Genomic DNA, 24685 nt, shown 5'->3' on the forward strand with positions numbered 1-24685 from the left:
GCAATATTGTTGAATCCCCGACATCTTTATCGTCCCGTGTCCCGTAAAAAGAACAGTCGCCAGTGGGCGCGCCTGCGAATCCTGTGTTCCGGCGGCCTGCACCTGATGACCCTCATCCCCGATGCGCTCGAGCTGGTGCGCGAGCTGATCCCCAACAGCGCGTCCCAGCTGTTCCTGCACGCGCAACAGACGCCGGAAGACCTGCATGAGGCGAGCGTGCTGGGCGTGCTGCCGCCGCCCAACGGCTACTTTTATGGCGATTCGGTCGACTTCGGCGTGGCGCCAGGCGAAGCGCGCGCCCGCGCCGCCCACGTGCTCGAGGTGCGCCTCGGGCAGGCAGCCAACCCGCTCGGCACCCTGACCCTGTTGCGCGACGACGGCCCGCCTTTCGATGCGGACGACGAGGAAGACCTGGGACGCGTCGCCAACTACTTCGACCATGCGCTACGCAACGCCGTCACAAGCGGCAACGGCCTGCTGGGGGTGATCGAGGACGAGGCCATGCTGTTGGCCACGACCAATGGCGACATCCTGTTCCTGAGCGACTCGGCCGGCGCGCTGCTCGACCAGCTGGCCTCGCAGGAGCAGCAGGTATTCGACCGCTCTACCGTTCCGCCGTTCTGCCTGCGCCTGGTGGAGTCGGTGGTGTACGGCGAGCGCTATCCGTGGCGCGTACCGGCCGGGACGCTGGAGCTGGCCGGCGGCGTGCTGGAAGCGCGCGCGCAGTGGATGAGCGCCGGCTCCTATGACGCCATCCACAGCCGCACCGTCGGCATCTTCCTGAAGTTCGTGGTGCCGATGCCGCTGCGGATCTGGCGTGCGCTGGGCAGCGTCGAGCTGTCGCCGCAGCAGATGGAAGTGGCCTTCTGGATGGGCCTGGGCGGCGGCCGAGAAGCCGCGCGCTCGCGCATGGACGTCAGCGATGCCGTGCTGCGCGACTGCGTGAAGGCGGTCTACGAGAAATTCGGGTGCACCTCCGAGGCCGGCCTGCTGGCCATCCTGCGCCCCGCCATCTCTAGAATGTAAGCGAAAGCAGCGGCGAAGCGGCGAAGGGCTCGGTCGACTTCATTCACCTCTACGACAACGGCCCGGCATCGCTCGGCTGGACGCGTCGCCGCAAGCCGCAGGGCGCGAAATGGGCAATCGATCCGGCGCAACGGGGTGTTCACCGGAACATCCCCCACGCAAGGGGATGGAATACACTTGCGTGGTTTTCTATCATCTCAACCGGATCTCGAAGGAGGTTTGTATGAACATTCGATGGATGTGCGCCGTCATGCTGGGCGCCACTTGTGCCCTTGCCAATGCCGCCGACATGAAGGTCACCATGAAGATGGCGACCGAAAAAGGAGAGGGGGCCGAGGTCGGCACCGTGACCATCAGCGAAACGCGCTACGGCCTCGTGTTCACCCCGGCGCTCACCAAGCTGCCGGCTGGCCTGCACGGCTTCCACGTGCATGAAAACGGCAGCTGCGGTCCGAACCAGAAGGATGGCAAGCCGGTGCCTGCGGGCGCTGCCGGCGGCCACCTCGACCCGTCCAAGACCGGCAAGCACGGCCTGCCCTGGGGCGACGGCCACCTCGGCGACCTGCCGGCCCTGACGGTCGACGAGAAGGGCGCCGCCACCAACCCGGTCTTGGCCCCGCGCCTGAAGCTGGCAGACGTCAAGGGCAAGGCCCTGATGATCCATGCGGGCGGCGACAACCATGCCGACCACCCGGCACCGCTCGGCGGCGGAGGCGGCAGGATCGCCTGCGGCGTCATCCAGTAGCCATCCCTGGCACATCAGCGATGAAATTAAATTTCAAAATAGGCAAGAAAAAGAAATGAAATTTCACTCCCTGATGAGTCTGGCCTTGCTCCTGCTGGCATTCGACAGCGGCGCCATGCTGCTGCACCCCGAGGCTTTTCCTGCACCGCAAACCAAGGTATCCGCCGTCCCGGCAGACGTGCCAGCCCTGGAGGACGGCAGCCCCGGCGACGCAGCCGGTGCCCGGGCCTACCAGAACGGCGACCTGGGGCTGGACATCCAGGGTACGGCAGGCGCCGAGATCCTGCGCGCCGTCCTCGCTTTCTTCATCCATGACGCCCACGCCGCCACGGCGACCGAAGCACCTTCCCCCGCAAACGGGGCCAGCCATGCGCAGGAGCAGGTCATGGTGCAGGCTGCCGAGCCGGCCGGACACGCGCTCCCCGAACCATTGTCGCTCAGCCTGCTGGGTATGGGTTTCGCCGTGCTCGGCTTGACCCGGCGGCGTGGGAACGGGTTCGCCGGGTTGACGCCGGCCCTGCGCCGGCACTTGTTCCCGTGGCCGGCACTGTGCTGGCTCGACTGAGCTGCCTGCGCTTCACTCTCCGGCCTGCTGCCCCTGCCGGCCATCTTCCGGCAGTTCCACCTGGGCCACCGGCGTCGCCTGCGCCGCGATGAAGCCGGCCAGCGCGGCCGACACATCGTCGAGCACGCGCTTGCCCCACGCCTTTTCCATGAGCCGGTACTGACGCTCGATCAGCGGCGCGATCTCGTCGAACAGCGAATCGCCCTGCGGCGTCAGGCGCACCATCACCCGGCGCGCGTCGGCCGCCACGCGCCGGCGCCGCACCAGTCCCATCTCTTCCATGCGCGCCAGCACGCCCGCCATGCTCGGGCTCAGGATCCGGCACAGCTCGCACAGCTCGCGCGGCTCGAGCTGTCCGTGCTCGTCCAGCGCGCGCAGGATGCGCCACTGCTGCTCGGTCACGCCAAAGTGGTTCAGCACCGGGCGGAAGTGCGACATCAGCACGTCGCGCGCTATTAACAGCTGCTGCGGCAGGTCGCGGTTGGTGATACGGCGGGACACTTTTACTCCATTCTGCAGGATGGCAAGCTTGACTGGCTAACATATTAGTGATTAACTTGCGAACATATTAGCGAATATCGGCGTGGGCCGATATCATTTTCAAGCGGCAGAGATCGTGATTATCCGAGACAGGCCTTCCGGCCTCAGGCTGTTCCTGGTGCTGCGCGGTTCGGTCCTGCCGCGCATCCTGCCCACGCTCCTCGTCAACGTGGCGATCGCCATCATGGTCACCTGGACGCACGGCGTGCTCGGCGGCCTGAAGATCACGGTCACCCCCATCCCGTTTACCCTGATCGGCCTGCCGCTCGCGATCTTCCTCGGTTTCCGCAACAATTCGGCCTACGACCGCTTCTGGGAAGGGCGCAAGCTGTGGGGCGAGCTGGTGCTGCGCAGCCGCAGCCTGGCGCGCCAGTGCACGGGCTTGATAGGAGGCGACGGGCCGGCGCTGGCGCGCAACGGCATGAACGACCTGCGGGTACGCATGGTCCTGCGCGGCATCGCCTTCTGCAGCGCCTTGCGCGACCAGCTGCGCCACCGTCCGCCAGACCCGGGCCTGGCCCGTTTCCTGGCGCCGCAGGAATTCGAGCGCATGGAAGGGGTGCGCAACAAGCCGGACTACCTGATGCGCAGAATGGGCCAGGACCTCGGCCAGTGCGTGAAGGAGGGCCGCATCGACGCCTGCCTGGCCGCCAACATCGATGCCACCCTGACCGCGATGACTGCCGCCGCGGCCGCGTGCGAGCGCATCAAGAACACGCCCATCCCTTTTTCCTATTCGGTGCTGCTGCACCGCACCGCCTACCTGTACTGCTTCCTACTGCCCTTCGGCCTGGTCGACACCATCGGTTTCATGACGCCGGTCGTGGTGGCGATCGTGGCCTATACCTTCTTCGGCCTCGATGCCCTCGGCGACGAGCTCGAGGAACCGTTCGGCATGGAGCCCAACGACCTGCCGCTCGACGCCATCTGCCGCACGATCGAGATCGACCTGCGCACTGCGCTGGAAGACGAGGACCTGCCGCCGGCGCTGGAGCCGGTCGATTTCTGCCTGATGTAATTGCCGAAGTCGGCCTGGCCGAGCCGTACAGGGCGATGCCGACGCTTGAATTGCCGCGAACCGTAGGGTGGTCGGCTCCGCCGACCGCGCGTTCAACGCTCGCATGAACAGACATAACGGCTGCGCATGCACCGGTTGAACGCGCGCACGGCGAAGCCGTGCACCCGACTTATTTGGCTGCGGTACGAGCTTTACCGAACGGATCCCCCGCCTTCCACTGCGGCGCCTTCGGCGAATCCGCCACCATGCGTCCCAGGTTCAGCGTGAACTGCGCCTGCTGCACCATGCCCGACAGGTCCCAGCTCGGATCGTATTCATCGTTCGCCTGGTGGTAGCGTGCGCCGTAGGCCTTGCGCTTGGCGTTGTTCGCTTCGACATCCTTCACCCAGCTGCTGCCCGCACCCACCGAGAACGCCGGCACGCCGGCCTTGGCGAAGCTGAAGTGGTCGCTGCGGAAGTAGCCGCCGCCCAGGTCAGGCTTGCTTGGTGCGATCGTCAAGCCCATCCTCGAGGCGGTGGCGGCCGCCATTGCGCCCAGGTCGGTGCGCTCGCTGCCGGGGGTGCTGACATCCTTGACCAGTCCCACGAAGTTCAGGCTGTCCAGGTTCAGGTTGGCGACGGTCTTCTCGATCGGCCACAAGGGCGCCGCGGCATAGGCCGCGCTGCCCAGCAGGCCCTGTTCTTCCGCGGCGACCCACAAGAACATCTGGCTGCGCTTGGCCGGGTTGCGCACGGCTTCCTGCGCCATCGCCAGCAGGGCGGCGGTGCCGGAGGCATTGTCGACGGCGCCGTTGAAGATGGTGTCGCCCTCGGTACCCTGCTTGCCCATGTGGTCCCAGTGCGCGCTGTAGACCACCAGCTCGTCCTTCAGCTTCGGATCGGTGCCCGGCACGATGCCGGCCACGTTGAACTCGTTCAGCGTACGCACTTCGGCGCGCGCCTCGCCCTTCACACGGGCGTTCAGGACGACCGGCTTGAAGTTCTTGTCTTCCGCGGCGGCGCGCAGCTTGTCGAGGTCCTGGCCGGCGGCAGCGAACAGCTTGCGCGCGGTGGCGTCGGTCATCCAGCCCTGCAGGCCGGTGCCCAGCTTGCCCTCGGCCAGCTGGAAGCGCTCGGCATTGGCCCAGCTGTTCTGCACCACGCTCCAGCCGTACGAGGCCGAGGCGTCGGTGTGGATCAGCAGGACGCCGGCCGCGCCCTGGCGCGCCGCTTCTTCCAGTTTATAGGTCCAGCGGCCGTAATAGGTCAGGCCTTCGCCGTTGAAGCGCTTCGGTTCAAGGGCGGTCGGCTTCGGATCGTTCACCATCATCACCAGCACCTTGCCCTTGAAGTCCTGGCCCTTGAAGTCGTCCCAGCCTTCTTCCGGCGCGTTGATGCCGTAGCCCACGAAGACCATCTCGGCGTCGAGCGTGTGGTCGGCTTTCGCATCGCCCGGACCCCAGACCCAGTCGGCGCCGAACTCCGCAGGCAGCGGCTGGCCGCCGGCGATCAGGCCGATATTGCTCTTCGAGGGCAGCGAACGCACGCCGGCGATCTTCACCGGCTGGCGGTAGCTGCCCTTGTTCGCAGGCTGCAGGCCGATCGCGGCGCTCTGGGTTTCGAGATAGGTGACGGTCAGTTCGCCGCCGCGCTGGCCGGTGCCTCGCCCTTCGAGGGCGTCGGACGACAGGAAGGCGAGGTGGGCGCGCAGGGGCGCTTCCTTGACGGTGGCGGCTTGCGCCGACTTGGACATTGACACTTTCTGCGGGGCCGCGTGTGCCGGGTAGGCCAGCGCCAGGCCGCTTGCGAGGGCGGTGAGGACAACGGAGGAGACGATCTTGTGCATGGTTTCCTGCTGCTTGGGTTGAATGGATGGTGCACGGCGTGCCCGCGTGCACCAGCCATTGTATGCCAACAGCTCAGTAAAACCGCAGCACGTCCGCGGAGACCGTCATGCCCGTTCCCGGCATGCGCGGCGGCGCGCCGGGCGGCAGCAGGTGTTCCGGAAGTCCCGGGATGCGCTCCTCGACGATCACCGCCAGCGGGTCGTCGTTCGGTGCGTCGATGGTGAAGCGCAGTAGCTGGTCTTCCATCCCGTACAGCGACAGCGACAACGGGGTTTCCTGCGCGATCAGGACGCGACCGTTCAGGCTGGCGCGGCGCGGTTTGGTGCCGGTCACATGCATCTGGATGTGCGGCGCGCGGTTCTTCGAGCGCAGCGTGAATTCCACCTGGCGCAAGGGCGGATTGGGCGTGGGCGCGGCCAGCCGCGGGTTGCGCAGCATGGTCGCTTCCGGAAAGGCGATGCGGTCCTCGCGCGGCGCGATCGCGAACCACTGGCGCGGGCTGTGCCAGCCGAACACGTCGACGTAGATACTCGGCTTGTCCAGGTTCGGGAACAGCTGCTTCGACCAGGCGTCGAGCGGGCGCTGTTGCCCATCCTGCGGCAGCAGCCAGTAAGCGCGCCAACTGTTCATGTCCTTGAAGTAGACCAGGCGGTTCGGCTCGACGATCGGCCGCTCCTGCAGCGCAGGACCAGAGGCCTGGCCCGGCAGCGCCATGCAGGCTGCGAAGGCTGCGGCTACTCCCGCGCCGACCACGCGTCCCAGCGGCAGCAGCAGGAACAGGCTGGCAAAGCACAGCAGAATGGCGGTGATCAGCACCGCCACCACGTACAGTCCCTGCGGGCCGAGCTCCGTCCAGGCGTCGCGCAGCGCCGGCAGGATGAGCAGCGTCGCAGGAAGCAGGCCGGCGGCCAGGATCAGGACGCGCAGCGGAAGTGGAAGCAGAATCGGCCGCGGCGCCTGCAGCGCCGTGAAGGCGGCCAGCGCCGCGGCCAGCGGCCATGCCAGCAGCCAGGCGGTCTCCGGCGCCCACAAGAGACCCAGCAGCAGCGCCAGCGTCAGCCAGGCCATCGTTCCCAGGAACACGGATGTCGCGCCGGTCAGCCTGCGCAGCAGGTAGAGCGCGCCGACGAACAGGCAGGCGCCAGAAACCAGGAACACGATGGCCGGCCCGGTCTCCTGCGCCTGCGCCAGCGCGGCCAGTTCGTGACGTCGCTCCCACAGCAGCATGCGCATCGCCAGCAGGATCAGCGCCACGCCGAAGAAGCCCTGCACCAGCGGCGCGACCGTGGTGTCGGTCCCGCCCAGGGCCTGGCGGTAGCCGTGCGCCAGCATCAGGCAGGACAGCGCCGCCAGGCTCCAGCACAGGATCGCGGAATGCTGGAAGCTGCCGGCCAGCGGCAAGGTGAACCAGGCGTGCGGGCCGGAGGTGCCGCGTGCGAGCGTCTGCCCGCCGAAGTGGCGCGCCAGGCGCAGCATGCTGTCGCCCAGATTGGCCAGCATGGCCGGGTCGAGGCGCTCCACGGTATCGAGCGCGCGTCGGCCGTCGAAGGGCCGGCCGGTGTTCACGAACAGCAGGGCGGGGGCATCGATGGCGGCCAGCGGACCGATGCGCGGCGTGTCCGGACGCAGCTTGTAGAGGCGCGCCATCAGCGACGAGCCCCCCATGCCGGGCACCGCCTGCGTCCAGCCGCCCAGCGCGCCGCTGCCCGCGCCGGTGGCTGCATAGAGTTGCAGCGGCCCGGCGCTGCCGAAGGCGTCGAACTTGAGCGTCAGGCCGATGCTGCGCGCCAGCGGATGCTGCTCGGCGAAGCCCTTGGCGCCGAGCCCGCCGACCTCTTCGCCATCGAGGAACAGCATGACGATGTCGTTCTTGTGCGCCTCGGGATGCGCCGGGCCGAGGTGTAGCGCCCGCGCGGTCTCGATCATGGCCGCCACCTGGGCCGCGCCGCGCGCCGCGCCAAGGGTGGCGTTGCCGCTGTCGTAGTGCGCCGCCAGCAGCAGCGCGGGGCGGCGCGCCCGGTCCGGCGCGCTGCCGGGCAGGCGCACCACGATGTTATGCACGACGCCGAGCGTCACATCGGTGCCGCCCCAGAAGCGGACGGTCGACTTCTGCACCATGGTGGTTTCTACCCGCGGCCGCAGGCCCATGGCGCGCAGCTGTTCGAGGATGTAGTCGCGCGCCCGGGCATTGGCGGCGGTGGCGATCGGGCGCGGCTGCGCGGCCAGCACGGAGACGTGGCCCATCATCCGGTCGAGCGCGGGCGGTGCAGAAGCCGCATGGGCGGGCGGGGCGGTGCTGCGGGTCGCGCTCCAGGCCAGGATGGCCAGTACGGCAGCGGCAAGCAGGCCGGCCGCCAGCACGGCCAGCGTTCTCCCGGCAGGGGCGCGCGATGGCGCCGTCGGTATTCCAGTGGTCGGCATGGTGCTTCTTTCTCCTTTATTCGTGTTGTTGTCGGTGCTGCTGCGTCGCCGGTGGCGGTCTCCTGGCCGCAGGGCGAAAAAAAAGCCCGCGATGGGAAGCGGGCGAAAAAGGGAAACGGAAAGGCTATTCGAGCGTCCAGACGTAGGCAATCTGCCCCCATCCGGCCTGGGCCACGCCGTTGAGCATGGCCGGCTTGAACTGGCACAGGCTCAGGGCATTCAGCGCGGCGCGGTCCAGTTCGCGGTGGCCGCTGGTCTTCTGGACCCGCGCATCCTGCACCCGGCCGTCGGCGCCGACCAGCAGGGCCAGGGTCACGGTGCCGGTGTCGCCGTTGCGCGCCGCGTTCATTGGATAGTCCGGCTTGGCGCAGCCGTCGGCATTGGCCAGTACGGCGCTGCCCATCTGGCCTGGAGTGCCGTGGGCGCTCGCCTGCCGGGCCGGCGGCGCGTCAATGGCGGCGGGCTGCGCGGGCTCGACGGCCGGTTCGGCGTCACGGGCGGCCTGTATCGCTTCCTCGACCGGGGGCAGCGACACCTCGACTTCCGGCGTCGGCACCACGACCGGCGGCTTGGCGACCCTCACCTGCGGCTGTGGCGGCACCGATGGCGGAGGAGGAGGCGTATCGGGCTGGATCCAGACCGTGGCGTCCTCGATCAGCTTTGGCAGGGTGATGGCCTTGGAATTCATCACATTGATCAGGCCCATGCCTACAAGCACGTGCAGGCCGGCGACGACTGCGAACTTGCCGGCCTTGCCGCCGGTTCCGTCGTTGAGTTGCGTGAAGTGCATGGCGATCTCCTTTTCTTGTTGGATTCTACGACGTCATCGTAGAACTTTTTACGTAAGGAAAGATGTGAAACTGACAGCTGATGGAATCAATATATGCTAGGGCTTGGTAGTCTGTAAAGCGCTTTCTTGGTAATTTTTCTTCCGGTCGAACGCCGTCAGACCGAAAGAACGGGGAACGGTTGGGGTCTCGCGTCCCGGCCCGTTGTATGAAATAATCCTCTTATAACCCGCATGCTTACTAATCCTTGGCACACAGCCCTGCCACAGATTGGTAAGCGAATGGCAGCGTCATATTGCGTGTGCCGAAAGGCGGGTGATCTACAGGAGTGAAAGTGGTGTCCGAACAGAAAAAACCGATCCGCGTCATGCTTGCGGACGATCACCCGATCGTCATGACCGGGTTCGCCATGTCGCTCGAAGCGGCCGGCATGCAAGTGGTGGGGCAGGCTAAGACCCCGAGCGAGGCGGTGGCGCTGTATGCGTCGCAGCAGCCCGACGTCGTCATCCTCGACATGCGCTTCGGGACCGAGCTCACCGGCCTGGATGCTGCGCAGAGCATCCTGAAGGACGACCCGCGCGCCAAGATCATCTTCCTGAGCCAGTTTGACCAGGACAGCCTGATCAAGGAAACCTACCGCATGGGCGCGCACGCCTTCGTCACCAAGGATTGCGACCCGTCCGACCTGGTGACCGCGGTGCGCCATGCGCATGACGGCAAGCTGTACTTCCTGCCGCAAATCGCCTCGCGCCTGGCCAGCATGGCGGTGCGCGGCGACGTGACGCCGCAGTCGCAGTTGGACGAGCGCGGGCTGGAGATCTTCAAGCTGATGGCCGAAGGCCTGACCAACGCCGAGATCGCCGAGAAGCTCGACCTGTCGACCAAGACCATCAGCAACATCAGCCAGTCGATCAAGGAAAAGCTGGGCGTGCACCGCCAGGCCAACATCACCCTGCTGGCCGTGAAGCACGGCCTGATCGAACCCTGAGACCAATGCGCTTTCCGACGTCCCTGCGCGCGGCCGTGGCTGCGCTTGCGCTCCTTGCCGGCGTGGCCCAGCCCGCCCTGGCGCAGCCTGACCTGGCACGCAAGGACGAGGAAGTAACCGGTTTCCGCTTCCAGATCCTCACCGGCGACGACAGCGAGGTCACCCGGCGCATCGCCGAAGACCTGTACAAGCGCCTGGTGCCCACCTTCGCGGGCTTTCGCACCGAACTGGGCCAGCCCCGCCGCATGCTCTACGTGGCGATCGGCCCGGCCGCCCTGCGCGACGCGGTGGCGCGCCGCTGCGACTGCGTGATCATCTCCGCCTTCACTTCCAGTCAGGTGTGGCGCGCGCTCACCGCCAGGACCCCGGCCGCGCGCGCCGGCCTGATCACCGCCGTGTATGCCGAGCCGGCGCCGGCCGACCAGCTGCGCCTGGCCGCGCTGCTGTACGGCCGCCCGGTGCGGGTCGGCGCCATCCTCGGCGAAGACACGACCTTCCTGCGCCCGGCGCTGGAGTCGGAGGTCGACGTGCAGCCCTTCGCCGCCGGCGACGACATCAACCACACGCTCAACCGCATGACGCGCTCCGAGGTGCTGCTGGCCATGCCCGACGGCGACGTCTACAACCCGGAAAACGTGCGCAACATCCTGCTCTCGACCTACCGCCGCAAGCAGGGCGTGATCGGCTTCTCGGCCGACATGGTGAAGGTCGGCGCGCTCGCCACCACCTATTCCGAGATCGAGGACATCAATACCCAGGTGGCCGAGATCGCGGCCGCCTTCGTCGTCACCGGCGACCTGCCGCCGCCGCAGTTCCCGCGCTACTTCCGCACCGTGGTCAACGAGGGCGTGGCGCGCTCGCTCGACGTGCGCGTGACCGACGGCGCGCGCCGCTTCTCGAACCTGCCGGCGAAGCTGGCCGCACGACAGGCGGTCAAGCCATGAAGCTGCGCTTCTGGCGCGGCTGGAGCATCGGCCAGCGCATGGCCTTCATCACCATGCTGCCGGTGACCTTCCTGTTTACCTCCTTCGTGTGGTATTCCTATTATTCGCACCGCGCCCAGGTGGCCGACGAACTGGCCGAGCGCGGACGCACCCTGGCGCGCGCGCTGGCCGAGACCAGCGAATACAACGTCATCTCGGGCAACCTGTCCGACCTGCGCCTGACCATCAACGGTCTGGTGCAGTCCGACAGCAGCATCTACCGCATCGAGGTGGTCGGCACGGACGGCATCCAGGCCGTGCGCGTCGATTCCGAGTCGGCCATCGACGCCCAGCCGCACCACTACGAGGCGCCGATCAAGAAGCAGGTGGTGTGGATCAACCTGTTCACCGACAACGGCACGCCGCACGTCTCGGCCTCGAGCGACCTGCGTCCGCCGACGCTCACCACCGAAATCGTCGGCTGGGTGCGGGTGACGATGTCGCCCTCGAACATGATGGCCAAGCAGACCCGCCGCTTCCGCTTCGAGGTGGGCATGGCCGCGCTGGCGCTGGCCGCCAGCGGCGTGCTGGCCTGGGTGCTGGCGCGCTCGCTCACGGTGCCGCTGCGCGAGGCGATCGGCGCGCTGAGCCGCATCCGCAACGGCGACTTCCGGGTGCAGCTGCCGGTCAACTCGGGCGGCGAGGTGGGCGAGCTGCAGGCCTCGATCGGCGAGATGTCGCTGGCCCTGGACGAATCCAAGCGCGACCTCGAAAACAAGGTGGCCGAGCGCACCCGCGACCTGCTGGCCTCGCGCAACGAGGCGCTGCGCGCCGACGCCGACAAGCGCAAGCTGATCCAGAAGGTGAACTCGATCATCGAGGACGAGCGCAAGAGCATCGCGGTCGAGATCCACGACGAGCTGAACGCTTCCCTGATCGCCGCGCGCCTGGAGGCGCAGTCGATCGGCGCGCTGGCCGCCAAGGCGCCGCCGACCCCGGAGATCGAGGAGATCGGGCGCAAGTCGCAGGCCATCACCAAGCTCGCGCTCGACCTGTACGCCAACGGCCGCCGCCTGGTGCGGCGCCTGCGCCCCGAAGTGCTCGACATGCTGGGCCTGCACGGCGCGGTGGAAGAGATGGTGCGCCACTACGACGGCAGCGCCGGCTGCAGCTTCGAATTTCATGGGGAGGGCGATTTCTCGCGCCTGTCGAACGAGCTGGCGATTTCCGCCTACCGCATCGTGCAGGAAGCGCTGTCGAACGTGATGAAGCACGCGCATGCGACCTCCGCCCAAGTGCGCCTGGTGCTGGACGAAACCGCGCAGACCCTGCGCATCGTGGTGGCCGACGACGGCAACGGCTTCGACCCGGCCAGCGCCTCGGAAGGCATCGGCATCATCGGCATGCGCGAGCGCGTCTACGCCGTGCACGGTGTGATGGACGTGCGCTCCAGCGTCGGCGGCGGCACCGTGGTGGCGATCACGCTGCCGCTGCATACGCCCGCGACCGTCGCGCCGGCCCCGACGTTTTAACCCCCAATACAACTCAATATGTCCACTGAACTGCTGACGCCCTATGAATTAAGTGAACTTCGGGGCAACCCGAACCAGACCACCACGCACGCGGAGTGCATCGCCTGGTACGAAGACCTTGCGCGCCGTTATCCGACCGTGCTGCGCTTCCAGCAGGTGGGGGTGTCGGATGCCGGCGTGCCGATCCACGCGGGCGTGGTGAGCAGCGACGGCGTGTTCGACCGTGACGAGATCAAGCGCGCCGCCCGCCCGGTCTTCTTCAACAACAACGGCATCCATCCGGGCGAACCGGAAGGCGTCGACAGCTGCATGGCGCTGGTGCGCGACTTCTGCACCCAGCCCGAGCGCCTCGCCGCGCTGGGTAGAACCGTGTTCCTGTTCGTCCCGCTGTACAACGTGGACGGCAGCCTGAACCGCGCCGACACCTCGCGCGTGAACCAGGACGGCCCCGAGCAGTTCGGCTTCCGCGGCATGAGCCGCCACCTCGACCTGAACCGCGACTTCATCAAGTGCGACAGCCTGACCGCGCAGGTGTTCAACAAGCTGTTCACGGCCTGGGACCCGGACGTGATGGTCGACACCCATACCTCGAACGGCGCCGACTACAGCTACACCATGACCCTGATCCACACCCAGCCGGACAAGCTGGGCGGAGAGTTGGGCGAGTTCCTGCGTTCGACCATGCTGCCCGCCATGTACGCCGGCATGGAAGCGCGTGGCTGGCCGACCTGCCCGTATGTAAATCCGGTCAAGGACAGCCCGGACGACGGCATCGCCGACTTCCTCGAAACGGCGCGCTTCTCGACCGGCTATGCGGCCCTGCACCACACGATCGGCTTCATGCCCGAGACGCACATGCTCAAGCCGTTCAAGGACCGCTACGCGTCGATGCGCGCGCTGGTCGAGACCGCGCTGGACTTCACGGTGACGCATGCGGAGCAGATCCAGGCATTGCGCCGCGCCGCCAGGCAGCTCGGGCGCACTCGCGCCGAGTGGCCGATCCACTGGGCGATGGACGAGGCGAACCCGGGCAGCTTCCGCTTCAAGGGTTACGAGGCCAAGTACAAGCCGAGCGTGCTGGGCACCTATTCGCGCCTGTGGTACGACCGTTCGAGCCCGTGGGAGCGCGACATCGCCTGGTACAACCGCTTCCCGGCCGACGTCCACGTGCCGGCGCCGCGCGCCTACGTGGTGCCGCAGCAGTGGCGCGAGGCGATCGAGCGCCTGCAGTGGAACGGCGTGCGCATGGAGAGGGTCGAGGCGGATCGCATGGAAGAGGTGGACTACTACCACATCGTCTCGGTCACCTCGCGTCTGAACGCGTATGAGGGCCACATGTTCCACGACGACGTGGTGCTGGAAAAGCGCCGCGGCCTGGTCCAGCTGCGCGCGGGCGATGTCATCGTGCCGCTCGACCAGGACAATGCGCGCTATGCGGTCGAGACGCTCGAGCCGCTGGGCCACGACAGTTTCTTCCGCTGGGGTTTCTTCAACAGCGTGCTGGAGAAGAAGGAGGCGTATTCGGACTATGTGTTCGAGGACCACGCGGCTGAGCTGCTCAATGACGAGCCGGCGCTGGCGGCGAAGTTCGCGGCGTGGAAGGAAGCCAATCCGGCGCTGCTGGGGAACCAGGAGGCGGTGCTGGACTTTATCTTCGCGAATTGCGAGCGCTATCGTGAGCCGGAATGGCGCCGCTATCCGGTGTTCATGATTGGCTGATCTCGATCTCGCTGACGGTATACCCGAAAACAGACGTGAGATGCCATGATTTCGCTAGACCCATTGGAAGTGATGTTTGTGAACATCCGGGATGGAGCCGGGTAGGATACGTCCCAGCCTATGCTTTGGGGTTATTTCTTTACCGACGAGTCGCGGGAAAGGCTTGAGTCCTTCCTGCCCAGCCTCGAGAAGGAGGGCTACCGCTTCGTCAACCTGTTCGTCCCGGAACGCGATGAAGGAGTAGAACCTTATTTCCTCCTGCGCATATGCGCCAGGCTGAAAACCGGGGCAAGTATCAAAGGATATGCCGAGTGCGCTGTGCCCCGTTATCCATCTCCCGTTTGAGAATAATCAAATAGGAAGCCGTCGTAGGTAGCATCGTGGACCTCTCGCTTAGGCGAGTTTCTGAAGGAGGTCAATCATGCTGAAACAACTTACTGCAGGAATTGCACTCGCCTCGATCGTGGGCATGCCAGCCTTGGCTGCGCCCGAGCGGATGACGAGCGCACAACTGGACGAGATCGTCGCCGGTACCGACTGCGGCTGTCCGCCGCCAACGGGCAAGGAGAAGGGAAATAACGGGTGGGGCAATGGCGCCGACCCGAGCAATCCAGGCAGCGACAACGGCCGGACAGCACCGTCGAAGACCAACAACGACAATTTGCCGCCGGGACAAGACCGGCCTAACACCAACCCGACCGGCTCGTCCGGACGATGAGTGGTGCTCACAGGGGCAGGTCCTGGACCTGCCCCTTCCTCCCTCTCCCTGGACTGCGCACGCTGGTACTGGCGCTGGCCTGCCAACTGCTCGTCTTGCCCGCCTGGGCCGAACGTCCGGTACGCTCGCTGCTCGAGATCCGGCGCGAAGCGCTTGTTGTGCAGCGCTGGGACAACAGTTGCGGGGCCGCTGCCCTCGCTACCGTGCTGCGTTACTACAAGGGCGTGCCGACCGACGAGGAAGCCGTCGCGCGCGGCATGCTGCGCCAGACCGACGCTTTGCGGGTGCGTGTGCGTGGAGGCTTTTCCTTGCTCGACATGCAGCGCTACCTTGCACGGATCGGCTTGCAGGGAGACGGTTACACGCGCATGAGGCTGGCCGACCTTGCGCAACGCACACCGATGATCGTGCCGATCACCCTGAACGGCTATCCGCATTTCATCGTCATCCGCCGGGTCACCACGACGGGCGTCAACATCGGGGACCCCAGCTTCGGGAATTATGAGATGGCAGCATCTGCCTTCGCCGCAACGTGGAAAGGCATCGGATTCGAGATCACACAAGGAAGCGGTGAGCCACGACATGAAAGAACTGACAATCGGCGCAGTGTTGTTCGGGGCCGTGATGACCTGCAGCGCCCAGACCAACCAGGAGTTGCAGCGCAAGATCGCGGAGCAGGCGGCGACGATCGAACGCCAGCAGCAACGCATCGAGCTGCTGGAGCGTGAGCTGACCCCGGCGCGGGTCGGGACCGACACGACGGCCAGTGCGGCGCCGCAGGACGCAGCCGCCGACAGCAACCGTGCGCTCGAACGCGCCCTGGTCAGGGAACGCGCAGTGCTGCTGTCGTCCGGATCGGCCGAAGTCGAACCGAACTTCGTGGCCTCGCACAGCTCGGGCGACGGCGGGTTTCGCCGCACCTCCTTCGGCCCGGGGGTGACGCTGCGCGTCGGCCTGCCGAAGCGATGGCAGGCGGAGGCATCGCTGCCCTATGTGTTCGAAGAGATCAGGATCGGCAGCCAGAAGACGCGTTCGGATGGCGTCGGTGACCTGTCGGTGGCGGCCTCGCACCAGATCATCACCGAATCTGACAAGCTTCCAAGCGTCATCGGCGGTCTCAGCTACCAGGCCGCGACCGGCCGTAACACCAGCTACGAGAATGGTCCCCTGGTCGCGCTGGGCGGCGGCTTCCCTTCGCTGCAGGCCTACGTCAGCGCCAACAAGCGCGTCGACCCATTAGTGTTTTTCGGCAGCCTGTCGGCTACCCGATTCCAGGCCCGCGACAAGGACGCTGGCCGCGTCCGGCCAGGGAATATCTACGGACTACGCTTCGGTACGGCGCTGGCGACCGCACCTGCAACCTCGCTGCGCGCCGCCTTCAGCATCAACGTGCTCGACAAAACGCGGATCAACGGCGCCCGCGTTCCCACCGACGACGTGAATGCGTTCCTCGAGCTGGGCGGCTCCGCCGTGCTGACAGCAGACACCGCCATCGACATCCTGTTTGCTGCGGGACTGACCCGCAACACGCCCGACTTTCGCCTGATGGTGTCGGTGCCGACACGGTTTTGATCTGCAGCGACCTTAGGCGGAGGCCGGTCGGCGGTCCAATGGAATGCGCCGACCCGTGCCCGCCTTGCGGCGAAGCGGTGCGGAGGGCCCTCAGGCCAGGGCCAGCTTGCGCTCCTGCCGGAGGATGCCCTGGAAGATCGTGAGCTGGCCCGCGGTGGTGTCGTCCCAGCTGAAGCGCTCCGCATAGCGCCGGGTGGCGGCGCGGTCGGGATAACTGGCGCGCAGGCGCTTCACGCCCTCGGCCACGCCTTGCGGCGTGCGCTCGTTCATCAGGACGCCGGCCTCGGGGGCGGCCACCACTTCCGGCGTGCCATGCACCCGGCTGGCCACCACGGGCGTGCCGCAGGCCATCGATTCGAGCAGCACGTTCGCCCAGCCTTCGCGGCTGGAGGACAGCACCATCGCATCGGCCGCGTTGTACTGGGCGCGCAGCTGGTCCTGCGAGACCGCGCCGAGGAAAGTCACGCGGTGATCGACCTTGAGGCTGCGCGCCAGGTTTTCCAGCATCGGCCGGTTCGGGCCTTCGCCGGCGATCACCAGGCGGGTGTCCGGCAGCAGGGGCAGGGCGCCGATGCTCAGCTCCTGCGCCTTCTGCGGCACCAGGTGGCCGACCGTCAGCAGCGTGAATTCCTTGTTGGCCTGGCGCTCGAGCGGCCGGAACAGCTGCAGGTCGACGCCGTTGCGCAGCGTGGTCACGCGCTCCGGGTCGCCTCCCAGGGCGATCACTTCGTCGCGCAGCGCATTGGCCACGGTGATGACCGCGTCGGCGCGCCGGATGGCCCACTTGATCATCCTGCGCGGCAGGGCAAATTGCGGGAACAGCGTCACGTCCGAGCCGCGCGCGGTGATCACCAGCGGCTTGTTGAAGTAACGGGCCAGCATGGCGGCCGCCACGCCGTCCGGATAGAAGTAGTGGGCGTCGATCAGGTCGAAGTCGAAGCCTTCGTCGATGAGACGGCCGATGGCCGGCTTGGCCGCCTGGGCCAGCAGCAGCGGCGCCACGTTCATGCCGATCTTGGGCAGCACCAAATAAGGCGGGTGTTCGACCTGCAGGCCGAAGCGCACTTCAGAGCGCGGCACCTTGGCCTGGCGTGCATACTGGCCGAAGACCGGGTTCTTCGAGGGGAACCAGGGCGCCGGCGCCACCACGCGTGCCTCGACCTGGCCGCTGGCCACCAGGTGGCGCAGCCGCGTCTGGACGAAAATGCCGTGGCCCGGCTTTTCGCTGTTCGGGAACAGCGTGGAGAACGTCAGGATCTTCATCAGGCGGTGGCTCCGGTCAGGCGGCCGTAGATGCTCTTGTAGCGGGTCACGCTGGCTTTCCAGTTACGCTCGGTTTCCACGTACTGGCGGCCGGCGTCGCGCAGCTTGGGCCACTCGGCCTGGGCGTCCACCAGGGCGCCGACCTTGTCGGCCAGCGCGCGCGGATCGTCCGCCTTGAACAGCACGCCGGTCTTGCCGTCCGCGATCAGTTCGAGGTGGCCGCCCACGTCGGACGCGGCCAGCACGCGGCCCTGGGCCATCGCTTCGAGCGGCTTGAGCGGCGTGACCAGGTCGGTCAGGCGCATCGACAGGCGCGGATACACCAGCACGTCGAGCAGGTCGTAGTACATCTGCACCTGGTCGTGCGGCACGCGGCCGGTGAACACGACCTTGTCGGCAATGCCGAGATCCTTGGCCAGCTGGCGCAGGCGTGCGTCCTCGGGGCCGCCGCCGACCAGCAGCACGCGCAGGTCCGGGCGTTCCGCGGTCAAGGCCGGCACCGCGCGCAGCAGGATGTCCAGGCCTTCGTAGGCATAGAAGGAACCGATGAAGCCGATCAGGCGCGCGTCCGCCAGGCCCAGTTTCGCCTTCAGGGCCTGGTCGGCCACGCCGCCGACGGCGAACTTGTCGATGTCGACGGCATTCGGGATCACCGTGATCTTGTCGGCCGGGATGCCGCGCGCGACGATGTCGCGGCGCAGGCCTTCGCAAATCGTGGTCACGGCATCGGCGCGCTTCAAGGCGTAGCTCTCCAGTGCCCGGGTCAGGCGGTAGCGCAGGCCGTTCTCGGTCGCGGTGCCATGGTCGACCGCGGCATCCTCCCAGAAGGCGCGCACTTCATACACCACCGGGATGCCGAATTTCTTGCCGGCGCGAAGCGCGGCGATCGCATTCAGCGACGGCGAGTGGGCATGCAGCACGTCCGGGCGGACGATCGGGATGATTTCCGCGAGGCGGCGCTCCAGGCCATCGATCACCTGTTTCTGGTTCAGTACCGGCAGCTTTCCAAGGAAGCCGTCGACGACCGGCGTGCGATAGAAATGCAGGCCTTCCACCGTTTCTTCCAGCGCGCTGCCGGAGTTCTGCTTGGATCCGGTGACGTGGAAGGTTTCCCAGCCCATCGCGCGCTGCTCGCGCAGGATCGAACGGGTACGGAAGGTATAGCCGCTATGCAGCGGAATCGAGTGATCCAGGACGTGGAGGACACGCATTGTTGTTCCTTTGATTTACTTGCGGGTGCTGGCGAAGCCGCAGGTATCGATGACGACCTTGCCTTCAAACAGTTCCTGTTTCAGCGCCAGGAAAGGCTTGTGGTTGACCAGCATGACAACGATCTGCGAGCGCGCCAGCGCATCCTGCGGCGTGCGCAGTTCGCCCTTGTCCAGGCTGGCCGGCAGCGCCGAGATGTTCGGCTCGACCACGATGACGCGGCAGTTGTGCGCCGAGGTGATGGCCGACACGATGTCGAGTGCCGGGCTTTCGCGCAGGTCGTCGATGTCCGGCTTGAACGCCAGGCCGAAGCAGGCGATCGTCACGTCGGATTCCTGGCGGCCCGGATGGGCGGCGAGGAAGCGTTCGATTTCCTGCTTGACGTTCTCCAGCACCCAGTGCGGCTTGTGGTCGTTGACCTCGCGGGCCGACTTGATCAGCTTTGCCTCTTCCGGCGCGCTGTGCACGATGAACCATGGGTCCACGGCGATGCAGTGACCGCCCACGCCCGGGCCCGGACGCAGCACGTTGACGCGCGGGTGGCGGTTGGCCAGCGCGATCAGTTCCCACACGTCGATGCCCAGCTTGCCGCAGATGATCGACAGCTCGTTCGCGAACGCGATGTTCACGTCGCGGAAGGAGTTTTCGGTCAGCTTGCACATCTCCGCGGTGCGCGAATTGGTTTCGATGCATTCGCCCTGCACGAAGGTCTGGTACAGCTCGATGGCGCGGGTCGAGCACTCCTTGGTGATGCCGCCGATGATGCGGTCGTTCGAGACCAGCTCGTGGATGACCCTGCCCGGCAGCACGCGCTCGGGGCAGTAGGCGATGTTGATGTCGGCGTCGTCGTTCGGGCCCTGTGGAATCTTCAGGTCGGGGCGCTCCTCGGCCAGCCAGCCGGCCAGCTTCTCGGTCGTGCCGACCGGCGAGGTCGATTCGAGGATGACCAGGTCGCCTTTTTTCAGCACCGGCGCGATCGAACGCGCCGCCGCTTCGACATAGGTGATGTCCGGCTCGTGATTGTCGTGGAACGGGGTCGGCACGGCGATCAGGAAGGCATCGGCAGGCTGCACGGTGGTCGTGGCCCGGAGGTAGCCCTGGTTCACCGCGGCGCTGACGATCATGTCCAGGTCGGGTTCGACGATATGGGTGTGGCCGCCGTTGATGGTGTCGACCGCGTGCTGGTTGATGTCAACGCCAATGACGTTCTTCTTGCGAGAAGCAAACATTGCAGCCGTTGGGAGACCAATGTATCCCAAGCCGATCATTGCAATAGTATCAAACGAGCTGCTCATGATTTTCCCTCAAAAAGTTTACGATTTGCAAAGCGGACGTGCCGTCGCCATAGGGATTGGCGGCGTTGCTCATCCGGGAGTATTCGGCGGCATCGGTCAGCAGGGTGCGGGTGCCGTCGACGATCGAACGGACCGAGGTGCCGACCAGGCGCACGGTGCCCGCGGCCACGGCCTCGGGGCGCTCGGTCGTGTCGCGCATGACCAGCACCGGCTTGCCCAAGGACGGCGCTTCTTCCTGGATGCCGCCGGAATCGGTCAGCAGGATCGAGGCACGGTTCATCAGGTAGACGAAAGGCAGGTAACCCACCGGATCGATCAGGTGGATGTTGGGATTGCCCTTCAGGATGCGTTGTACCGGTTCCTGCACATTCGGATTCAGGTGCACCGGATATAGCACCTCGACATTGTCGAGCTGGCTGATGTCGTTCAGTGCGTGGCAGATGTTCTCGAAGCCGGTGCCGAAGTTCTCGCGGCGGTGGCCGGTCACCAGCACCAGTTTCTTCTTGCTGTCGAGGAAACTGAACTGCGACTCCATCTCGCGCCGCAGCGTTTGGTCAGTCTCCAGGCGCCGCACCACATCCAGCAGGGCATCCACGACGGTATTCCCGGTCACGCAGATATTTTTCGCAGGAACGCCTTCGTTGAGCAGGTTCTGTTTCGCATGCTCCGTCGGCGCGAAATGCACTTTGGCGATCGCCCCGGTCAGCTTGCGGTTGATCTCTTCCGGCCATGGGGAATAAATATTCCCGGTGCGCAGGCCGGCTTCGACATGGCCGACCGCAATCCGTTCGTAATACGCCGCCAGGCTGGTGGCCATGGTCGTGGTGGTGTCGCCATGCACGAGCACGTAGTCCGGGCGCCAGTCCCGCAGCACCGTGCGCATCCCGGCCAGCACTTTGGCCGTGATGTCGGACAAGTCCTGGCCGGGCGTCATGATATCGAGATCGAAATCGGGCTTGATCGAAAACAGCTCGAGTACCTGGTCCAGCATGGACCTGTGCTGAGCTGTGACACAGACTTTGACTTCGAAATCGGCAGCGGCGGCAAGTTCGCGCACCACCGACACCATTTTGATCGCCTCGGGCCGGGTGCCGAAGACGGTAAGTATCTTGAGGGTCATCTGCTCTTACTTCTTACTATATGTGTGCGTTCCGGATGGTGCAGGTGTCTGAGCCACAGTTCAACTGCTGAAAAATGTTGCGTTTCGTGCATTTGTGTCAAGTTACTGCAACATTGTCCCTTACAAATATGCAATTTGTCAAAAGCACCACTCCATTTCCGTGCGGAAACAATATTGGCGTAGCCTACACTATTTTTGACTCGGCGAGCGCACTGTTGAGCTGAGGATTTCCAGGCGGGCTCCGGGGTTTATTGCATGTCAACACTATAAGGTTTTTGCAGGGTTCGCAGGCATATTTCGTTTCCATTAATGCCACGTTGTGGCGTCTTTGCACCTGCTTCGGCGCGAAGATGCCGACCGTCCTACAGAGGACCGTACTCGAGCGTGCATGAAAAAACCGGGGCGCACCCCGGTTTCTCATCCTGCACAGTCTTGCTTCGCTTACTTTGTCTCAGCAATCCAGCGATCCACTTTGGTCTCCAGCACCGCCAGCGGCAGCGTGCCTTCCCCCAGCACGATCTCGTGGAACTTCGGCAGGCTGAACTTGCTGCCCAGCGCCGTTTCCGCCCGCTTGCGCAGCTCCATGATCTTCAGCGAACCGATCTTGTAGCCCAGCGCCTGTCCCGGCCACACCATGTAGCGCTCGATCTGTGCCCGTGCCTCGGCTTCCGAGTAGCCCAGCGTATCCTGGAAATAGGTGATGGCCTGCTCGCGGCTCCAGCCCTTCGCGTGCAGCCCGGTATCCACCACCAGGCGCGCCGCGCGCAGCATCTCGTCGTTCAGGTGGCCGAAGTAATCTTCCGGCTTCTCGAACAGCCCCATCTCCTTGCCCAGGGTCTCGGCGTACAGCGCCCAACCCTCGGTGAAGGCATTGTTGCCGCCGAACTTGCGGAAGTTCGGCAGGCCCAGTTCCTGCACCAGCGCAATGTGGAAGTGGTGCCCCGGCTGGCCTTCATGCAGGTAGAGTGTCACCATGCCGGTGCTGCCGTACTGCTTCGGATCGTTCACCACCGACCAGAACACGCCCGGGCGCGAGCCGTCCGCGGCCGGCGGGGTGTAGTGGTCCGAGGCGGTGGCGCGCGACAGTTCCGGCTCCAGGCGCAGGTCGAGCGGCGCCTTCGGCATCAAGGTGAACAGGGCCGGCAGCTTGGCGCGCACCTTCGCGTCCAGCTCGCGGTAGACGTCGATCACCTGCTGGTCCGAGGTGAAGGGCTTGAACTTCGGCTGCTCCGACACCCAGCGCGGCAGGCCGGCGGCCGGGCCGGTGTAGCCCATCTTCGGGCCGGTCAAGGCGTACTCGCCCTGGATGCGCGCCACTTCCTTCAGGCCGATTTCGTGGATCTGTTCCGGGGTAAGGCTTGTCGTGGTCATCGCCGCCACGCGTGCGGCGTACCAGGCGGCGCCGTTCGGCAGGGCGTTCCAGCCGGCGCTGGTGCGCGTCTTCGGCAGGTAATCCTTCTCCAGGTAGGTCGCCAGGCGCTTGAGCGCCGGATTGAGTTTGTTCCCGATCGTCTTGCGATAGGCCTGCCTCAGGCTGCGCTTTTCGCTCGCCGTGAACTTGGCCGGCATGTTCTTGATCGGCGTGTAGAAGATGCTGTCTTCAAGCTTGCTCGCCACCAGTTGCTTGAACTGGGGCAGGGCGGACTGCATCGGCTCGCGCGGCTGCACCACGCCGCGCTTGACCCCTTCGCGCATGTTGGTGATCGACTGGTCGATGTGCGGCACCAGCTGGGCCAGGCGGCTCAGGTAGGCGCGGTAGTCGCGTACGGTATTCAGCGGCTGGGCGCCCTGGCCGCTGGCGTAGTTCGCCAGGATCACCGGCATGCTGATCATCTGGTCGATCGGGATCAGGTGTTCCGGGAAGGGAGCCAGGCGCAGCGCGCTCTCCAGCTCGAACTTGAGGATGTCGTGGCTGGTCTGGTCGCGGCTGCCGAGGCGCTCGCGCGGGATGCCGGACAGGCGCTTGAGGTAGCTGCGGTACAGCGCGAACTGCTGCTCGCGCAGCTTCGGCGAGATCGACAGGCCCAGCTTGTCGTTGAAGCGGCTGTCGCCGTTCTCGGTGGCCCACACCGGCTCGAAGCGGGCCAGCGACTCGTAGTATTCGTCGGCCAGCGCATTGATCTGGCGGCTCTCCGGGGTGGCGGCCGCGGAGGCGGGCTTGGCCGCGTCCGCCTGGGCGGCGCCGGCGGGCCCGCAGGCGAGCAGCGCGGCCGCGGCCAAGGCTGCCAGCTTGAAGCATGCTTTCATGGCGTTTCCTTGTCAATCAGTAGCTGGCCAGCGGCGTCAATGCGCCGTTCTTGAAGGTGTAGACCGTGACGGCCGTCTTCTTCAGGTTGCCCTTCGGGTCATAGCCGTAGGTGCCGACCACGCCCTGGTAGCTGATGCTGTGCATGGCCGCGCCGACCTTGGCGGCATCGACCGAGTTGGCCGACTTCATGGCCTGGGCGATGAACTTGGTCTGGTCATAGAACGAGGGCGCATACACGTCCGGGTCACGCTTGAAGCGCGCCTTGTAGGCGTTGATGAAGGCCGGGCCGCCCGGCTGCTTGGCGACGATGGCGCCGGCCTGGGCGCAGCGCACGTTCTCGCCGACCGCCGGGCCGCCGAGTTTCGCCATCTCGGGGCTGCACAGGGTGTCGCCGCCGAGCAGCGGCACGTTCAGGCCGAGCGCCTTCATCTGGCGCGCCATCGGGGCGGCCTGCGGGGCGTAGCCGCCGAAGAAGACCGCGTCCACGCGCTTGGCTTTCAGGGCGGTGAGGATGGCGGCAAAATCGGTCGCCTTGTCGGTGGTGTACTCGTGGCCGGCGACCTTGATGCCGTTGGCCTGCGCCTGGCGCTTGAATTCCATGGCGATGCCCTGGCCGAAGGCGGTGCGGTCGTCGATGACGCCGACGTTCTTCACCTTCAGTTCCTTGGCTGCATAGGCCGCCACCGAGCCGCCCACCTGGGTGTCGCTGGCGACGATGCGGAACACGGTCGGGTAGCCGCTTGCCGTGATCTTGGGATTGGTGCCGACGGTCGACATCAGGATGCCGTTGTCGTTGTAGACGCGCGAAGCGGGAATCGCCACGCCCGAGTTGTATGGGCCGAGCACGAATTTCACCTTGGCGTCGGCGAACTTCTGCGCCACGTTGACGCCCTGTTTCGGGTCGCCCTGGTCGTCTTCGGACTGCAGCTCGAAGCGCAGCGTATTGCCCCCGACCTGGATCTTCTGTGCGTTCAGTTCCTCGATGGCGAGGCGTACGCCGTTCTCGTTGTCCTTGCCGGCGAAGGCATTCGCGCCCGACAGCGGGCCGCTCACGCCGATTCTAACGACCTGTTCGGCGGCGTTGGCAGTATTGACGTCGATGGCGAGCAGCGCGGCCAGCGCGAGCGGCGCCATGTGCAGTTTGGATGGCATTCCCTGGGTCTCCGTTG

At 66.0% G+C, this 24685-nt stretch carries 20 protein-coding genes; 10 read left to right on the forward strand and 10 right to left on the reverse strand.

Annotated features, from left to right (window positions below; translation table 11 throughout):
• Positions 1–105: 105 nt before the first annotated feature.
• From MA09_RS03580 to MA09_RS03590, 3 genes are all read left to right on the forward strand, one after another.
• Complete coding sequence (locus MA09_RS03580; RefSeq protein ID WP_036245565.1) at positions 106–1026, forward strand: hypothetical protein; 921 nt, start codon at positions 106–108, stop codon at positions 1024–1026.
• 223 nt (positions 1027–1249) lie between these two features.
• A complete protein-coding gene (sodC, locus tag MA09_RS03585) occupies positions 1250–1771 on the forward strand; it encodes a superoxide dismutase family protein (RefSeq protein ID WP_036245566.1) in 522 nt (173 codons plus the stop codon).
• 55 nt (positions 1772–1826) lie between these two features.
• Complete coding sequence (locus MA09_RS03590; RefSeq protein WP_036245567.1) at positions 1827–2336, forward strand: hypothetical protein; 510 nt, start codon at positions 1827–1829, stop codon at positions 2334–2336.
• A gap of 12 nt (positions 2337–2348) precedes the next feature.
• Here the strand turns inward: MA09_RS03590 and hpaR are convergent, their stop codons facing one another.
• Entirely contained in the window at positions 2349–2837 is a 489-nt protein-coding gene (gene hpaR, locus MA09_RS03595) for a homoprotocatechuate degradation operon regulator HpaR (RefSeq protein ID WP_036245568.1), read from the reverse strand.
• Positions 2838–2952: 115 nt separating this feature from the next.
• Here hpaR and MA09_RS03600 point away from each other — a divergent pair, with 115 nt between their 5' ends.
• A complete protein-coding gene (locus MA09_RS03600; protein ID WP_036245569.1) occupies positions 2953–3894 on the forward strand; it encodes a bestrophin family protein in 942 nt (313 codons plus the stop codon).
• Positions 3895–4063: 169 nt separating this feature from the next.
• Here MA09_RS03600 and MA09_RS03605 read toward each other — a convergent pair whose 3' ends face one another.
• From MA09_RS03605 to MA09_RS03615, 3 genes are all read right to left on the reverse strand, one after another.
• Positions 4064–5719 carry a M28 family peptidase gene (locus tag MA09_RS03605; RefSeq protein ID WP_036245570.1) on the reverse strand — a complete coding sequence of 552 codons (1656 nt, stop codon included), beginning with the start codon at positions 5717–5719 and terminating at the stop codon, positions 4064–4066.
• 73 nt (positions 5720–5792) lie between these two features.
• Positions 5793–8141, reverse strand: coding sequence for a M28 family peptidase (locus MA09_RS03610; protein WP_081897404.1), 2349 nt, complete (start codon positions 8139–8141; stop codon positions 5793–5795).
• Positions 8142–8265: 124 nt separating this feature from the next.
• Positions 8266–8931, reverse strand: a complete 666-nt coding sequence (locus tag MA09_RS03615) for an energy transducer TonB (RefSeq protein WP_036245572.1) — start codon at positions 8929–8931, stop codon at positions 8266–8268.
• A 335-nt stretch (positions 8932–9266) separates the two neighbouring features.
• Here MA09_RS03615 and MA09_RS03620 point away from each other — a divergent pair, with 335 nt between their 5' ends.
• The 6 genes from MA09_RS03620 to MA09_RS23980 all read left to right on the forward strand — a co-directional run bounded on the left by MA09_RS03620 (position 9267) and on the right by MA09_RS23980 (position 15537).
• Entirely contained in the window at positions 9267–9917 is a 651-nt protein-coding gene (locus MA09_RS03620; protein ID WP_229413159.1) for a response regulator transcription factor, read from the forward strand.
• A 5-nt stretch (positions 9918–9922) separates the two neighbouring features.
• On the forward strand, positions 9923–10861 hold the full coding sequence (locus MA09_RS03625) for a hypothetical protein (protein WP_051933139.1): 939 nt from the start codon (positions 9923–9925) through the stop codon (positions 10859–10861).
• Positions 10858–12372: a sensor histidine kinase gene (locus MA09_RS03630; RefSeq protein ID WP_036245573.1), complete on the forward strand. Its 1515-nt coding sequence runs from the start codon at positions 10858–10860 to the stop codon at positions 12370–12372. The genes MA09_RS03625 and MA09_RS03630 overlap by 4 nt, the downstream gene beginning before the upstream one ends.
• A gap of 18 nt (positions 12373–12390) precedes the next feature.
• On the forward strand, positions 12391–14091 hold the full coding sequence (locus MA09_RS03635; protein WP_036245574.1) for a M14 family zinc carboxypeptidase: 1701 nt from the start codon (positions 12391–12393) through the stop codon (positions 14089–14091).
• Positions 14092–14512: 421 nt separating this feature from the next.
• On the forward strand, positions 14513–14809 hold the full coding sequence (locus MA09_RS24435; protein WP_152594547.1) for a hypothetical protein: 297 nt from the start codon (positions 14513–14515) through the stop codon (positions 14807–14809).
• 95 nt (positions 14810–14904) lie between these two features.
• On the forward strand, positions 14905–15537 hold the full coding sequence (locus MA09_RS23980) for a C39 family peptidase (protein WP_161783192.1): 633 nt from the start codon (positions 14905–14907) through the stop codon (positions 15535–15537).
• Between the two features lie 934 nt (positions 15538–16471).
• On the opposite strand, the gene MA09_RS03655 is transcribed toward MA09_RS23980, so the two are convergent.
• The 6 genes from MA09_RS03655 to MA09_RS03680 form a co-directional block, all read right to left on the reverse strand.
• Positions 16472–17644, reverse strand: coding sequence for a glycosyltransferase family 4 protein (locus MA09_RS03655; protein ID WP_051933141.1), 1173 nt, complete (start codon positions 17642–17644; stop codon positions 16472–16474).
• Positions 17644–18855 (reverse strand): TIGR04063 family PEP-CTERM/XrtA system glycosyltransferase, encoded by a 1212-nt coding sequence (locus MA09_RS03660; RefSeq protein WP_036245577.1) that lies wholly within the window; start codon positions 18853–18855, stop codon positions 17644–17646. Before MA09_RS03660 ends, MA09_RS03655 begins: the two co-directional genes overlap by 1 nt.
• Before the next feature lie 15 nt (positions 18856–18870).
• Complete coding sequence (gene wecC, locus MA09_RS03665) at positions 18871–20148, reverse strand: UDP-N-acetyl-D-mannosamine dehydrogenase (RefSeq protein ID WP_036245578.1); 1278 nt, start codon at positions 20146–20148, stop codon at positions 18871–18873.
• Complete coding sequence (gene wecB, locus MA09_RS03670) at positions 20132–21268, reverse strand: non-hydrolyzing UDP-N-acetylglucosamine 2-epimerase (RefSeq protein ID WP_036245579.1); 1137 nt, start codon at positions 21266–21268, stop codon at positions 20132–20134. The genes wecC and wecB overlap by 17 nt, the downstream gene beginning before the upstream one ends.
• A gap of 441 nt (positions 21269–21709) precedes the next feature.
• Positions 21710–23515 (reverse strand): DUF885 family protein, encoded by a 1806-nt coding sequence (locus MA09_RS03675; RefSeq protein WP_036245580.1) that lies wholly within the window; start codon positions 23513–23515, stop codon positions 21710–21712.
• 16 nt (positions 23516–23531) lie between these two features.
• Positions 23532–24668 (reverse strand): branched-chain amino acid ABC transporter substrate-binding protein, encoded by a 1137-nt coding sequence (locus tag MA09_RS03680; protein ID WP_036245581.1) that lies wholly within the window; start codon positions 24666–24668, stop codon positions 23532–23534.
• Positions 24669–24685: the final 17 nt, after the last annotated feature.

The organism is Massilia sp. BSC265, assembly GCF_000740675.1.
GTDB lineage: Bacteria > Pseudomonadota > Gammaproteobacteria > Burkholderiales > Burkholderiaceae_D > Telluria.

Excerpts from the sequence above, each read along its gene's own strand:
- MA09_RS03675 (WP_036245580.1), bottom strand. The coding sequence starts at position 23,515 with ATGAAAGCATGCTTCAAGCTGGCAGCCTTGGCCGCGGCCGCGCTGCTC.
- MA09_RS03605 (WP_036245570.1), bottom strand. The coding sequence starts at position 5,719 with ATGCACAAGATCGTCTCCTCCGTTGTCCTCACCGCCCTCGCAAGCGGC.
- wecB (WP_036245579.1), bottom strand. The coding sequence starts at position 21,268 with ATGACCCTCAAGATACTTACCGTCTTCGGCACCCGGCCCGAGGCGATC.
- MA09_RS03630 (WP_036245573.1), top strand. The coding sequence starts at position 10,858 with ATGAAGCTGCGCTTCTGGCGCGGCTGGAGCATCGGCCAGCGCATGGCC.
- MA09_RS03625 (WP_051933139.1), top strand. The coding sequence starts at position 9,923 with ATGCGCTTTCCGACGTCCCTGCGCGCGGCCGTGGCTGCGCTTGCGCTC.
- MA09_RS03660 (WP_036245577.1), bottom strand. The coding sequence starts at position 18,855 with ATGCGTGTCCTCCACGTCCTGGATCACTCGATTCCGCTGCATAGCGGC.
- sodC (WP_036245566.1), top strand. The coding sequence starts at position 1,250 with ATGAACATTCGATGGATGTGCGCCGTCATGCTGGGCGCCACTTGTGCC.
- MA09_RS03680 (WP_036245581.1), bottom strand. The coding sequence starts at position 24,668 with ATGCCATCCAAACTGCACATGGCGCCGCTCGCGCTGGCCGCGCTGCTC.
- MA09_RS03590 (WP_036245567.1), top strand. The coding sequence starts at position 1,827 with ATGAAATTTCACTCCCTGATGAGTCTGGCCTTGCTCCTGCTGGCATTC.
- MA09_RS03580 (WP_036245565.1), top strand. The coding sequence starts at position 106 with ATGACCCTCATCCCCGATGCGCTCGAGCTGGTGCGCGAGCTGATCCCC.
- MA09_RS03610 (WP_081897404.1), bottom strand. The coding sequence starts at position 8,141 with ATGCCGACCACTGGAATACCGACGGCGCCATCGCGCGCCCCTGCCGGG.
- wecC (WP_036245578.1), bottom strand. The coding sequence starts at position 20,148 with ATGAGCAGCTCGTTTGATACTATTGCAATGATCGGCTTGGGATACATT.
- MA09_RS24435 (WP_152594547.1), top strand. The coding sequence starts at position 14,513 with ATGCTGAAACAACTTACTGCAGGAATTGCACTCGCCTCGATCGTGGGC.
- MA09_RS03635 (WP_036245574.1), top strand. The coding sequence starts at position 12,391 with ATGTCCACTGAACTGCTGACGCCCTATGAATTAAGTGAACTTCGGGGC.
- MA09_RS03655 (WP_051933141.1), bottom strand. The coding sequence starts at position 17,644 with ATGAAGATCCTGACGTTCTCCACGCTGTTCCCGAACAGCGAAAAGCCG.
- MA09_RS03615 (WP_036245572.1), bottom strand. The coding sequence starts at position 8,931 with ATGCACTTCACGCAACTCAACGACGGAACCGGCGGCAAGGCCGGCAAG.